The sequence below is a fragment of the Chryseobacterium sp. II3a genome, assembly GCF_057815135.1.
The window spans coordinates 226,675-241,628 of record NZ_JBYPZJ010000004.1 but is presented as its reverse complement, the minus strand read 5'-3'; the positions used below and the strand labels follow the sequence as shown (position 1 = coordinate 241,628).

The window sequence follows — 14,954 nt, the reverse complement described above, 5'->3', positions numbered from 1 at the left end:
TTTTTGATTAAAAGATTAAAGATCGAAAGGTTACTTTCTCTCTTATATCTCGGAGTTGATTAATTCTTTAATTGTTAGTAATTAAATCTTTAATTTACTCCTCCAATCTTACGTCTAATCCAAGACCTTGTAACTCGTGAAGTAGTACGTTGAATGATTCTGGAATACCTGGTTCAGGCATAGATTCACCCTTAGCAATTGCTTCATAAGTTTTTGCTCTACCAATCACGTCATCCGACTTCACAGTAAGGATCTCTCTCAGGATGTTAGATGCACCGAATGCTTCAAGTGCCCAAACCTCCATCTCTCCGAATCTCTGACCACCGAACTGAGCTTTACCTCCTAACGGCTGCTGAGTAATCAATGAGTAAGGACCAATAGAACGTGCGTGCATCTTATCATCAACCATGTGCCCTAATTTCAGCATGTAGATAACACCCACTGTAGCTGCCTGTGTAAATCTTTCTCCGGTACCACCATCATAAAGGTGAGTGTGACCGAATTTAGGAAGACCTGCTTTCTCAGTATACTCAGTAATCTGATCAAGACTAGCTCCATCGAAGATCGGTGTAGCGAACTTCATCCCTAACTTCTGACCAGCCCATCCAAGAACTGTTTCATAGATCTGTCCGATGTTCATACGGGAAGGTACCCCAAGTGGATTCAATACGATATCTACTGGTGTTCCGTCTTCAAGGAATGGCATATCTTCTTCACGAACGATTCTTGATACGATACCTTTGTTACCGTGACGTCCTGCCATTTTATCCCCTACATTCAGTTTACGTTTCTTAGCGATGTAAACTTTAGCTAACTTCATGATACCTGCTGGAAGCTCATCTCCGATTGAAATTGCGAATTTCTCACGGTTTTTAACTCCCTGGATGTCGTTATATTTGATTTTGTAATTGTGAATCAATTGTTTGATCAATTCATTCTTGTCAGCGTCTACTGTCCAATCTGAACCGCTAACATTTACATAATCTTCAACTGAAGTTAATAACTTGTGAGTGAACTTCACACCTTTACCGATGATCTCTTCATCAAGGTCATTTTGTACCCCTTGAGAAGTTTTACCGCTTACCAGTGTATTTAATTTTTCAATTAAAGTGTTTCTCAAGTCATCAAACTTAGCCTTGTAAGTGTTTTCAATTTCTTCAAGTTTAAGTTTTTCTTCAGTTCTTTTCTTTTTGTCTTTAATGTTTCTAGAGAACAATTTCTTGTTGATAACCACTCCTCTTAATGAAGAGTCAGCTTTTAATGATGCATCTTTTACATCACCAGCTTTATCACCGAAGATTGCTCTAAGAAGTTTTTCTTCAGGAGTCGGGTCAGATTCACCTTTTGGAGTGATTTTACCAATCATGATATCTCCAGGCTTCACTTCAGCACCGATTCTGATCATACCGTTCTCGTCAAGATCTTTAGTAGCTTCTTCAGAAACGTTTGGAATATCTGCTGTAAGTTCTTCCATACCTAATTTAGTATCACGAACTTCTAGTGAATATTCATCTACGTGGATTGAAGTAAACCAGTCTTCACGTACAACTTTTTCGTTGATTACGATCGCATCCTCGAAGTTGTATCCTTTCCAAGGCATGAACGCTACTACTAAGTTTCTACCAAGAGCTAATTCTCCTTTTTCAGTAGCATACCCGTCGCAAAGTACCTGTCCTTTTTCCACTACATCACCTACTCTTACGTTTGGTCTTAGGGTAATGGTTGTACTCTGGTTAGTTTTTCTAAACTTAGTAAGGTTGTATGTTTTAGTAGCAGACTCGAATTGTACTAAATCTTCGTCTTCACTTCTTTCATATTTGATGGTAATCTTGTCAGCATCTACGTACTGTACTGTACCTGTACCTTCAGCGTTAATTAAGATTCTTGAATCTCTTGCAACTTGCTGCTCAAGCCCTGTACCAACAACTGGAGCCTGTGGCTTCAATAGAGGAACGGCCTGACGCATCATGTTAGATCCCATCAATGCACGGTTCGCATCATCATGCTCCAAGAATGGAATTAGTGATGCAGAAATACCAGAGATCTGGTTAGGTGCAACGTCGATAAGGTTAACCTGAGCCGGTTCAACTACTGGGTAGTCACCATCTAGTCTTGCAATAATTCTGTCTGTTAAGAAATCTCCATTATCACTCAATTCAACGTTTGCCTGAGCAATTACTTTGTCTTCTTCGTCTTCTGCATTCAGATAAATAGGATCTGCGTTAAGATTAATCTTACCATCTTCTACTTTTCTATATGGAGTTTCGATGAAACCAAGGTTGTTGATTTTTGCATAAATACCTAAAGATGAAATCAAACCGATGTTTGGTCCTTCCGGAGTTTCAATCGGACAAATTCTTCCGTAGTGCGTATGGTGAACGTCACGAACCTCGAAACCTGCTCTTTCTCTTGATAAACCACCAGGCCCTAGTGCAGATAATCTTCTCTTGTGAGTAATCTCTGATAGAGGGTTGGTTTGGTCCATGAACTGAGATAGCTGGTTGGTACCGAAGAATGAGTTAATAACAGACGTTAAAGTCTTAGCGTTAACAAGGTCAAGTGGAGTAAAGATTTCGTTATCTCTAACGTTCATTCTTTCCTTGATTGTTCTTGCAATTCTTGAAAGACCTACTCCGAACTGTCCTGCTAATTGCTCACCAACAGTTTTAATTCTTCTGTTTGATAAGTGGTCAATATCATCAACCTCAGCTTTAGAGTTTACAAGCTCGATTAAGTGTCTTACGATTGCAATAATATCTTCTTTTGTAAGAACTTCAGTGGTAGTTGGAATGTTAAGACCTAACTTTTTGTTTAGTCTGTAACGTCCTACTTCACCTAAAGAGTATCTCTGCTCAGAGAAGAATAATTTTTCAATAATTCCTCTTGCAGTTTCCTCATCTGGTGGATCTGCGTTTCTTAACTGACGATAGATGTACTCTACTGCCTCTTTTTCAGAGTTTGTAGGGTCTTTTTGTAATGTATTCTGGATGATAGAGAATTCATTGCTATTTTCTTTGTGAATCAGGATAGATTTCACACCTGCATCCAAGATAAGATCTAAGTGTTCTTTTTCAAGGATTGTTTCTCTATCTAAGATGATTTCGTTTCTTTCGATAGAAACTACTTCACCTGTATCTTCGTCTACGAAGTCTTCGAACCAAGTGTTCAATACTCTCGCAGCCAATGTTCTCCCTTCTACTTTTTTAAGGGCAGCTTTAGAAACTTTCACTTCTTCAGCAAGATCGAAGATCTGAAGGATATCCTTATCAGATTCGTAACCGATAGCTCTTAATAAAGTTGTTAATGGTAACTTTTTCTTACGGTCGATATACGCGTACATTACGCTGTTGATATCTGTTGTAAATTCCATCCAAGATCCTTTGAAAGGGATAATTCTTGAATAGTAAAGTTTGGTTCCGTTAGCGTGGTAAGTTTGTCCGAAGAATACACCCGGAGATCTGTGTAACTGAGTTACGATTACACGCTCTGCTCCATTGATAATGAATGAACCAGAAGGAGTCATATAAGGAACCGGACCTAAATATACATCCTGAACCACTGTTTGGAAATCTTCGTGTTCCGGGTCAGTACAGTACAGTTTAAGTCTTGCTTTTAGAGGAACTGAATAAGTAAGTCCTCTTTCCACACACTCATCGATTGAATAACGTGGAGAATCTACCAGATAGTCTAAGAATTCTAATACGAATTGGTTTCTTGAATCCGTAATTGGGAAATTCTCTTGGAAAGTCTTGTAAAGAGCTTCTGTCTTTCTGGCTTCAGGAAGTGTATCAAGCTGGAAAAATTCTCTGAAAGACTCAATTTGGATGTCCAAGAAGTCTGGAGTTACAATTTTTCCTTTCGCTGATGAGAAATTAATTCTCGGATTTCCTTGAGTTGTTGATTTTGTTTTACTCATAAAACTTTTAAGAAAGGGTTAAAAAATATTTTGATTCATTTAAAAATATCAGAAAAGAACAAGAAACAATGTAAAAGTAAAAAGGTAAAAGTGTTTTTGGCGCTCACGAAGGACCTTAAAGTCTTTTAACTTTGCACTTGGCTCTTTCTAACTGCAACACTGGTATATCTTTTCACAGCGTAATGCAAAATATTTTTCTTACTTTTGAGACGGTATCACCGTAATATCTATAAACACGAAATCCCCTTCACGCTATTACACAGTGAAAGAGTTGATTTTCAGTATTTTATAAATTTACAAACAATTTTTCGCGCCAAAAGAGGTGCAAAGTTACAAAAAGTTATCCACAATAACAAATAAATCATCTCATTTTTAAGATGTTAAATAAAAAAGGCTGCCACAAACGGGCAGCCTTCACCTTATTATGAAGCTACAAAATTATTTCACAATAACCTTATAAGATTTCACTGTTGATTTGGTTTCTACATTAATAATATAAATTCCTGTAGGCAACGCAGAGGTATCAATACCTGTACGAGCAGAGAATTTACCAGACTTCACAACCTTTCCTTCTGCAGAGAATAAAGTATAAGTTCCTTCCTCAGCCGATGTAACCATAAGGCTTTCTCCAGCTTTTACAGGGTTAGGATAAATCTTCACATCATTTGCTGTCTCTCTTATTTCTGAAGTTCCGTTCATTTTTGAAGAACTATTCAAACCATTTTTAAGTAATGAAGCATACGGAGAAAGCGGAGAGTTTGGAGCTCCTCTTTTTACAAGATCTGTATCTACTACAGCCTGAATACCATCCTTATCACTATCATTAATTGTAGAGATAAATCCTCCACCTAATGTGTCAAGGTTACCTTTTCCTATCTGATACAGATCAAAGTCTGAACCATTAGAAGTAACATCAAGGAAGTCAGGTAAATTATCTCCATCTGTATTTTTGATTGGATATTTCAACGTTCCAGAGTCCGGATACGTTTCCAGAATATCCGCTAACCCATTTTTCCCTACTGCAACACCACTATCAATAATACCATTATGATCTGCATCAATCTGATTAATTACAGAGATTGGAATACCTGATTCAAACAGATCTAAAATTCCATCATTGTCGGAATCAAGATCACGATAATTTGGAATAGCATCTCCCAAAATAGGAGTAATCAAGATATCACCTTCTAAATCATCATCTTCAAATTTTGTGTTTTTATCAAAATCTTCTATAGAATCTGGAATACCATCATTATCTGAATCAAAATCACATGCATCAACAATTCCATCTCCATCTGTATCTAATGTTGGCGACTTATCATTCACTACTGTACAGCCTTCTGCACAATCCGGAATACCATTTCCATTATTGTCTATACTATCATCACCATTAGGGCAACGGTCGAAACAATTCGGAACACCATCATTATCATCATCTTTACTAGCAAATGCATTATAGATATAATAGCTCTGAGGAATACGAACAGCTGTACCACTGTTGAAAGTAATCTTCATTCTGTTAAAAGGCTTTGTAGCTTTCCCTCCTACATAAAATTTATTAGAATTGGTGGTAAAGAAATTTCCACTGATAAGGCTTCCAGAGCTTGTAAAGGTATCTGTTACAGAATTTCCGTTATACAATGTTACTGTAATATTTTCGAGCACACTTACTCCCAAAAGGTTTCCAGCCTTTTCTACTGTGAATCCAGCCATTGTGTTAGCAGGAAGCATACTATTGCTGCTTACTGTAGCAAATGCTGAGAAAATACTGAAAAGAGAAGCAGCAGGAACTGTTGCTGTTGCATAATTAGATGGATTGTTATCCACAATAGCTTCCGGACTTGTCATTTTGGCCAAAATAAGACCCAAGAACCCAGGTCCTGATGTCCAGCTTGATCCTGTCACTAAATTTCCAGGGACTGCTGAGCCGCTAGTTTGAATTTTATCATCACATTCACAAGAGATCGGCTCCTCAAAAGCATAATACACTTTAAGCGCTCCAAGATTGAATCCTACTGTCTGAGTAATTTTTAATCTTACTTCATTGAAAGGCTTAGTAGTGGTTAAAGTCACTTTTTGTTTCCCTGAACCATATCCAAGAACTTTAATATTGATCAAACCTCCACCATCTGAAAGTTGTTTAGAATCCTGAAGCTGCCCGAACAAGTAAGTTTCAATAGTAATATTTTTTAAGAACTCAGCACTTAACAATTTTCCCTGATCATCAGGTTCAATGACAAATCCTGTTCTGTTTCCCGCAGGATATACCTGGTTTTTATCCAAAACTCCCACGGAATAAGATCCTAACAATCCTATAGGAAGAACAATTTTCCCGAAAGAGTTTTTATTTCCATCTCCGATATTTTCTTTATTCTGAACATAGGAAAGCGGAGCAAGGAAACTGCTGCTTCCAGATACGTTACCATCCACACCACTTCCTGCAATGATATCATCGCAAATTCCGTTGTTATCTACTGGCACTCTGGCAGGATCAAATGCAAATGCATAATACACATTCATCGCACTAAATACGGAAAGAACATTAGTTTGGTATAATCTTACTTCATTAAACTCTTTAGAAGTCTTAAAGTGTAAAAATATCCTATTCTTGCTCCCTCCGAATGCCGGCACGGATAAAAGTGTACTACTTGTTGTTGTTTCCTGAAGCACTCCATTTTTATACGTACTGATTCTTAAAGAGCTTAAAAGATCAATCGTAATAAAGCTTGTTCCAAGATCCACATTAAATCCTGTAATATATCCCGCCGGATAATTGGTATTATTATTTTTCACAGAAATTCCGTTCCCACTTATCAAAGAGGCGAAATTCCCCATATTCACACTATTATCCAGATTAGCATCCACTACCGGATTCATACTTCCGTTATAACATGCAAGGCAAATCCCAGAGTTATTTACAGGCTTTGCTTCTACTCCCATCCCTCGGATAGGCTCGTAACCCTGTTGGGCAAAAACTACAGCAGACATTATCAATGTCATAAGAGCTGCAGTTAATTTCTCGAATAATTTTTTGGTCATTTTTTTTATTGTATAAAGTTTGTGTTTATTTGAATTAGTATAAAGCTTTCCATGCTGTACCATTACATCCTTCATGTACTTTGGCAGTAGAATTATAGCGGATCGCTCCTTCTTCCTTACTGGAGCAGGTAGTTCCTGACGTAGCGATACCTTTCAGCTGAAGAGCAGCTCCTGTTGCAGTATCGGCCGTAGGCACCATATTAATTCCTAGAATTGTATCCGTTCCGTTCGTTATATTAAAAAATACATGTGATTTATTAGCATAGACTGATTGCCCAGACACTGCTGTTCCTGAAAAACCAATAGCCATAGCCTGCCCACCAGTTGCTGAACTTGCAGAACCTACTGCAATACTATTTAAATCTACTGTATTGCCACTGCCTATAGCAATCCCTCCTTTATTGTTATGTAAGTTCCCCAATGTAAGCCCTGCTGTACCCGAGATTGTATTAGAGTTTCCAAATACAAGATGATTGGCTCCTGATGCGCTATTAGAATTTCCAATAATTTTGGCACCATTCGTAGCGGAGTTATTAGCACCAATAGCTACAGCTGGAAAATTAGCATTAATGGCAGTTGCTGTATTATTTCTCCCTATGGCAACATTGGAAGAGGTGGAATTGGTTGTATTATTTGATCCCCAGGAAAAAGCAGCATAAGCCCCAGTGGCATCATTGGAATTTCCTCCCTGAATTGTTCCATTTACATCAAGTATTGCTTTTACATTTTTCTGAGTGGCTAATACCAGATTCTGTCCATCGCTTGTTCCTAAATAATTTCCGCCAGAAATGTCTGTGCCTAGCTTTGAAGAAGTAGCTACAGTACCGTTATTTCCTACAGTACGCCAATTAGCATTTAAGTTCCCCCATTTTGTGCCATCAAAATAATAATAGCCAGGTGTTATAACATCTACAGTTTGGCCTGTAGGAGCTGTTTCAGCAGAAATAACATAGACTATCGCTCCTGTTTGAGCAGTGGTATAAGTCTTAGCTTTCAGCTGTACACCCGTAAGTCTTGGGGCAATAACTCCATCAAGCTTATTAGCATCTGATGGAAAGCCCACCACATCAAGGCTAGCCTGAGGCTGACCTATATTAATCCCAACCTGTGCAGACAAAGAAAGTCCTACAGATAAAAGTGTGAGTGTGAATAATTTGCTTTTCATTCTTAGTGATATTTGTTGTTTTTTTTGTGTTTGTTTTTATAAAAGGACAATCCGATGGCTATTTCATTTAAAATGATAAATGAAACGAGTTAAAAAACTACTTAGAATCGGAAAAGTCGGAGATATATTAAGAAATAGCGTTCAGCTTATCAGGGATCTTAATGATAAACTTAAAACCATCAATTAATTTAACAGAATTAATGTAAAACCTTTTTACTTTTTTTACTACATTCAATACATTGATATGTTCACCAAAATTTACCATTCTCCATTTATTCCATACAGAAATAAACTTTAAATTTTTTGTAGAAAGAAGAAAAAAATCCCTGTCATTTGCAATGGGCAAATTACTTTGTAAAGATTGGTTAAAAACAATATACTGAAAACCATCATTGTTTTCTGTATGATGATTAGGACCGCATACTGCAGTACTCACAGTTTTCTGTGAAAAAGTATCAGATAAGTATGGGAAGTGATCAGTATCATTTATATCTGTGCAGCGCAGTAATTCAGACCTACCTGCTGCAGAAGATATAATTCTTGCGTTTAGTTTTCCTATAATCGATAGCAAAAGAATAAGTGCTACTTGACTATAGGAAAGAAAATAATTTCTATCCAATGTTGTGTTTTTTATTAGTACAAATATAATACTTTTTCAAACAAAACAACATTTTAATAAAAAAAATACATTAAAAATATTCAATACAAGAAATTTAAACAAAACATTATGTTAATCATTAACAAATATTCAATAATAATAAAATATAAGACAATATGCAGCAAAAATATTTAAATACACTTATAGATAAAATGCGTCTTTTTTAGTTAATGATTAAAAAAAAGCCTGAGCATAGGCTCAGGCTTCTTATATTTATAATAAAATTGAAATTATTTCAATTCTACTTCAGCACCAGCTTCTTCTAATTGCTTCTTAAGAGCTTCAGCTTCGTCTTTAGAAACACCTTCTTTGATTGCAGAAGGAGCACCGTCTACGATATCTTTAGCTTCTTTAAGACCAGCACCAGTTAAATCTTTTACTAATTTAACGATAGCTAATTTAGAAGCACCTGCAGACTTAAGAATTACGTCGAATTCAGTCTTTTCTTCAGCAGCTTCACCTGCAGCTCCACCTGCAACTACTACAGCAGCAGCAGCTGGCTCAATTCCGTACTCATCCTTAAGGATAGCAGCTAATTCGTTTACGTCTTTTACAGTTAGGTTTACTAGCGTTTCAGCTAAATTTTTTAAATCTGACATTGTTGTAATGTTTTTGTTGATTATTTATTTAATTTTTTGAGTATAATTATTCAGCACTTGTTTCTTCAGTGCTTTCTGCAGCAGCTTCTGGAGCTTCAGCAGGAGTTTCTTCTACCGCAGGAGCAGCTTCTTCAGCTTTAGCTTCTACAGTTTCAGGCTTGTTTTGAAGAGCAGAAACAACTCTCTGGATTGGAGACTGAAGTAATCCGATGATTTCACCGATCATTTCTTCTCTAGACTTGATGTTAGCCAACATATCTAGGTTGTTATCACCAATATAGAAAGTTTCTTGAACGAAAGCAGACTTTAAAGCTGGCTTTTCTTCTTTCTTTCTGAATCCTTGGATAAGTTTCGCAGGAGCATTAGCTGTATCAGCGATCATTAATGCTGTGTTTCCTTTGAAAGATGGGAACATTTCAGAGTAATCTACTCCTTCGATTTGTTCCATCGCTTTTTGTAAAAGTGTATTTTTAACAACTTTCACTTTGATATTTTGCTTGAAAGCTTGTCTTCTGAAATCAGAAGATTTACCAGCGTTCAAACCGTCTAAATCTGCTACGTATACTACTTTTGCATCCTGAAGCAAATCTTTGATCTCTTGTATTGCTACAACTTTTTGGTCTTTTGTCATTGTCTTGAGGATTATTATTAGTTAACAGATTTAGTATCAATTGCAATACCTGGGCTCATTGTAGAAGACAAATAGATAGACTTCACATAAGTTCCTTTAGCAGCAGTTGGCTTCATTTTGATCAATGTAGAGATCAATTCCTGCGCATTTTCTTTGATCTTAGCAGCATCGAAAGATACTTTACCAATACCAGCGTGGATGATACCATACTTGTCTACTTTGAAATCAATTTTACCTGCTTTCACTTCAGTTACTGCTTTACCAATTTCCATAGTTACAGTTCCTGATTTAGGGTTTGGCATTAAACCTCTTGGACCTAATACTCTACCTAATGGACCTAATTTACCCATTACAGCTGGCATCGTAACGATAACGTCAACGTCTGTCCAACCTTCTTTAATTTTTTGTAAATATTCGTCAAGACCTACATAGTCAGCACCAGCAGCTTTAGCTTCTGCTTCTTTATCTGGAGTTACTAAAGCCAAAACTTTAACATCTTTACCAGTACCATGAGGAAGAGATACAACACCTCTTACCATTTGGTTTGCTTTTCTTGGGTCTACACCTAATCTTACAGCGATATCTACAGAAGCATCAAACTTTGCAGTGTTCACTTCTTTTACAAGAGCTGAACCTTCTTCAAGGTTATAGATTCTTCCTTTTTCTACTTTGCTTAAAGCTTCCTTTTGCTTTTTAGTCAATTTTGCCATTTCTAATAGTTTTAAGCGTTAAAAGTTGGTTTAGTTCCTGTTACTCTTAATCCCATAGATCTAGCAGTACCTGCAACCATAGAAACAGCAGAGTCCATTGTAAAACAGTTAAGATCCGCCATTTTATCTTCAGCGATTTTCTTTACTTGTTCCCAAGTTACAGCACCTACTTTGTTTCTGTTTGGTTCACCAGAACCTCCCTTGATCTTAGCCGCATCCATTAACTGAATTGCTGCAGGTGGAGTTTTAATAACGAATTCAAAAGATTTGTCTTCGTATACTGTAATTACTACAGGTAAAACTTGCCCTGGCTTATCTTGGGTTCTTCCGTTAAATTGCTTACAAAACTCCATGATGTTCACACCTGCAGAACCCAATGCTGGACCTACTGGTGGAGAAGGGTTAGCTGCGCCACCTTTCACCTGAAGCTTTACCATTTTAAAGACTTTCTTAGCCATTGTTTGTTTTTTAAATTTGAATAATTAATGAGTTTGGAAGCATTTATTATTCAGCAGGTTATCGCACTCACCTATGATAAGCCTACTTTTTGGACTGCAAAAGTATAAAATATTTTTGAAACTACAAACGGATATTGCTGATTTTTAAAAAGTTTTAAAAAAATAATTGATATTGAGAAATTCATATTTCAGATTTTCATACTGATATATAGTATAACATTCAAATAAAAAGAAAGGAGAACAGATTCTGCTCTCCTTCTTTAATTGAACTATTACTATTATGGAAAATTACTTCTTGATAACCTTGATATTTTCTTCTTTTTCTTTTAGCTTCAGAATATAAGTGCCTTTTATCAGATCTCTAACATCTATCACTCCATGTTTCATTAATCCAGATTTCACCAGCTGTCCAGCCATAGTATAAATTTGGAAATTCTGATCCTTCAATCCTTCTATATGTATAAGATCTACTGCCGGATTCGGATAAATTTTAATATTATCTTTTTTTCCTGAAATATCATCTGTCCCCATCGTACCGCTTGGCAAAACTAGATTCTGTGCATAAATTCCTGTTGGAGCTCCTTCTGTATTTTTGGCTTCCTGAAAAACAATGACTCCTTGTCCATTGATGGGTTTCAATACAGTTGTATATCCTTTAGGTGCAGGGAAGGTTGCCATTGGAAGATAGTGCTGAGGCCACTCAAAATCACCATTGTCTTTTAGAAGAACAGCATTCAGAGATACATTCAACGCCGAACCTTCTTTTTTCTGTACCACAAAATAGGGTTTGTCATTGACCAATTGCAGATTACTATAATGGAACATTGATATATTATCTACCGGAAATACCTGCTTGGCATTATCCGTAAACAATCTGGATCCGGTATTTTTATCAAACTTCTGCACAAATTCACCATTTTCTCCCTGAGATGAAGAACTGTAATTTGCAATTGACCATATATAAGGAGAACCCTGTTCAAAAGCAATCTTCATATCTTTTTCAAAATAAGTCTGATTGGTATCAAAATCTACTCCGAACACTCCCCATGGAAGAGATCCATCGGTATTCACTCTTTGAAGGTATCCGTCAAACCTCATATTCTCCCCGGTACTATATCCATAATACACTGTATTTCCATCTACAGCTCCTGTATATTTTGCGTTATAAGCAGTAGATTTAGTAGTAATCTGCTGGGCTCTTTCCCAAAGCAGCCCACCATTGGTCAGGTTTAGCTTTTGAGCAAACAAATAGCTTGTAGTTCCAAAGGATAATTGCTTATGAAAAATAATTTCACACTCATCACCATCCAGTTTAAAAAGATCAGCAGGAACTGTATTTTTGACAGGATCATTCGAAATAATCTGAACCGGATTTGTCCATAACGGCTGCCCGACTGTATTAAACTTTTGAACTTTAGTATATTTCTGGCTTGGAGGAAAGTATGCCACTACGATATTCCCATCAGATAATGGCAGAATTGTAGGTAAATAAGCTTCTCCCAAACTGATTCCGGATGGCCATTCGGATGTTCCTTGGGGAGTAATTTTAAAAACATATCCTGGAGTTCCGGTACCTGTTCCGGTTACACCGATATAAAGGTTATCCGATGCATCTACTGCCGTTTTTTCCATTACTGTATAAGTTCCCATTGGAATCTGATCTGAAACTTTAATTCCATTGGGACCTAATTGCTTATTCCCATTTTGATCCAGAATCTGAACCCAGAGTTCAAAATTCACTGGAGCCGGTACACTTTTCCAGAATCCAATATACGTTTTCCCATCACTCATTGTTTCAGCAAAAGAGCTTCCTCCTGCACTTGTTACCAAAAGGTTCTGATCTAAAATCGGAGTCCATTGTGCTTTTCCCATAAAGCCTATAGAAAGACCTATAAAAAGAGTAAGTAATTTTTTCATTGTAGTATTGTTTTAATAAGGGACAAAGGAATACAAAGTCACCTCACCTTGTTAAAAATACCACACATAATTTCCACACAAGATACAGAAAACACCACATTATCTCCACACACCAAAACACAAAATACTGAAATACAGAAAATTACAATTCATTCAAATATTGAGCAAGATCTTCTTTTGTATTCGTAAGATTCATTTTTTTTCTTAAACGTGTTCTTGAATTTTCAATTGTTTTTGGGGTTACATTCAAGAGGTTTGAAATTTCTTTTGTTGATAATTTGAGTTTCAACATTGCCGCGAGCCGTTTATCATAATTGGTTAGTCCAGGATGTTTTCGATCCAGATTTTTGTAAAAGGATTCGTGGATATTCAGAAAATGGTATTCAAAATCTCCCCATGAATCATTCTTTGTATTCAGTTTAATTTCATTGATAATTCTGGAGACCTCATTGATCTCACTGTCTTTAAGTTTAGACTTCAAAACATTTATCTGCTCCAGTAATGATTTGAAGATCTCTTCTATTTTGGATTGCTCCATAGATTTATAAACCAGCAATTTTTCTTTCATCTGGTTATCTATTTCAAGCTGCTTTTCACGATTCTCAATCAATTTCTTTTCAAGACGGAGCTTTTCAGCTTTGTTTCTGAAATTAATAAGCAACAAAACACTGATGGCCACAAGCAGCAAAAGAATTATAGCTATAACTATATACAGCATGTTCTTTTTATCCTGCTCTATTTTATCCAGCCTTTTCTGAAGTTCGTAATCATGCTGCACCTTCAATCTTTCTACGTTTACAGCTTTTTCTTCAATATTCAACAAATCCCGGATAGAATCGTATTTTTTAAAGGTTTCTACAGCATGCTTATAATCCTTATTCAGCTGATAAGCTTTGTATAGGGTCCTTAAATAATTGGTATTATCAAAGTTTACTCCATCAGATGTCATATACTTACCCACATTTTGAGCATATACCAAAGCTTTTCCTGGATTTTGTGTTTCTATATAAAAGTTGGCCAGATTGTAATTAACCTGATAATTTGATTTGTGATCATCAATAGTATTTTTCTTTAAAATAGCATTGGCTTCAAGCAGGTAATCTTCTGCCTTGATCGTATTGCCTTCCAAAAAATTAAGCTTACCAAAATTTGAAAACACAAATGCCTTTAAAACCGGGTTATCATAGGTTTCAAAAGCTTTCAATCCTTCTTCAAAATAATATCTTGATGAATCCAGTTTTGACAGCACCAAATAAGCATTCCCTAAATTATTAAGCGCCTTGATGGTTTCTGTCTGTTGTTTTTTCTTTTGATAAAAGCTCAAAAGCTTTTTATAATAAGTAACAGCTTTCTTTGTATCATTAAGTTGAGAGTAGGTATAAGCGAAAATTCCATCTATTTTAGCTGTTTTCTCTTCATCTTTTCCCCAAAATAAATGATATGCCTTATTTGAGTAATCCAATGCCAGATCAAAATAGTTTACATCACTGTAAATTTTTGCGGCCTCCAGATAAAAATCTCCCAAATCATTATCAGGAACACTATTCCTTGCCTGCTGTATATTAGCTTCTGCCTTTTTCCAATCCTTAAACTTAAGCTCATCAGCAGTATTCATATATTGCTCATATTCTTTCTTCTGTCCAAAGCACAGGACAAGTGAAAATAATAACAACCCTATAAAAGGTAATCGTTTCCCCATTTTATATATAATTCCATATAAAATTATAAAATCATTTGAAAAAACAATAAACAATCATCAATTACACTTAATAAGTTAGTAAAGCATCATGATAATGATTATAATAAAAAACCTAGACTACTGAGATATAGTCTAGGTTTTTCCCTTATACATGTTTTTGTG

The 14,954-nt window shown here is 36.1% G+C and carries 10 protein-coding genes; all 10 read right to left on the bottom strand.

Features of this window, described 5'->3' with window-relative positions:
* Positions 1-94: 94 nt before the first annotated feature.
* Entirely contained in the window at positions 95-3,916 is a 3,822-nt protein-coding gene (gene rpoB, locus AC3HD6_RS12370; protein ID WP_488896595.1) for a DNA-directed RNA polymerase subunit beta, read from the bottom strand.
* A gap of 438 nt (positions 3,917-4,354) precedes the next feature.
* Positions 4,355-6,955, bottom strand: a complete 2,601-nt coding sequence (locus AC3HD6_RS12365) for a T9SS type A sorting domain-containing protein (RefSeq protein ID WP_488896594.1) — start codon at positions 6,953-6,955, stop codon at positions 4,355-4,357.
* A gap of 34 nt (positions 6,956-6,989) precedes the next feature.
* Positions 6,990-8,120, bottom strand: a complete 1,131-nt coding sequence (locus tag AC3HD6_RS12360) for a hypothetical protein (RefSeq protein WP_488896593.1) — start codon at positions 8,118-8,120, stop codon at positions 6,990-6,992.
* 127 nt (positions 8,121-8,247) lie between these two features.
* Positions 8,248-8,739 carry a hypothetical protein gene (locus AC3HD6_RS12355; RefSeq protein ID WP_488896592.1) on the bottom strand — a complete coding sequence of 164 codons (492 nt, stop codon included), beginning with the start codon at positions 8,737-8,739 and terminating at the stop codon, positions 8,248-8,250.
* Between the two features lie 269 nt (positions 8,740-9,008).
* Positions 9,009-9,377 carry a 50S ribosomal protein L7/L12 gene (gene rplL, locus AC3HD6_RS12350; protein WP_488896591.1) on the bottom strand — a complete coding sequence of 123 codons (369 nt, stop codon included), beginning with the start codon at positions 9,375-9,377 and terminating at the stop codon, positions 9,009-9,011.
* A 46-nt stretch (positions 9,378-9,423) separates the two neighbouring features.
* Positions 9,424-10,008 carry a 50S ribosomal protein L10 gene (gene rplJ, locus AC3HD6_RS12345; RefSeq protein ID WP_488896590.1) on the bottom strand — a complete coding sequence of 195 codons (585 nt, stop codon included), beginning with the start codon at positions 10,006-10,008 and terminating at the stop codon, positions 9,424-9,426.
* 17 nt (positions 10,009-10,025) lie between these two features.
* The gene (gene rplA / locus AC3HD6_RS12340) at positions 10,026-10,718 is read right to left on the bottom strand and encodes a 50S ribosomal protein L1 (RefSeq protein WP_068944773.1); all 693 of its coding nucleotides are present in this window, start codon (positions 10,716-10,718) and stop codon (positions 10,026-10,028) included.
* Between the two features lie 11 nt (positions 10,719-10,729).
* Positions 10,730-11,176 carry a 50S ribosomal protein L11 gene (rplK, locus tag AC3HD6_RS12335; protein ID WP_045501113.1) on the bottom strand — a complete coding sequence of 149 codons (447 nt, stop codon included), beginning with the start codon at positions 11,174-11,176 and terminating at the stop codon, positions 10,730-10,732.
* Positions 11,177-11,464: 288 nt separating this feature from the next.
* Positions 11,465-13,093 carry a T9SS type A sorting domain-containing protein gene (locus AC3HD6_RS12330; RefSeq protein ID WP_488896589.1) on the bottom strand — a complete coding sequence of 543 codons (1,629 nt, stop codon included), beginning with the start codon at positions 13,091-13,093 and terminating at the stop codon, positions 11,465-11,467.
* Positions 13,094-13,235: 142 nt separating this feature from the next.
* Positions 13,236-14,792, bottom strand: coding sequence for a tetratricopeptide repeat protein (locus tag AC3HD6_RS12325; protein ID WP_488896588.1), 1,557 nt, complete (start codon positions 14,790-14,792; stop codon positions 13,236-13,238).
* Positions 14,793-14,954: the final 162 nt, after the last annotated feature.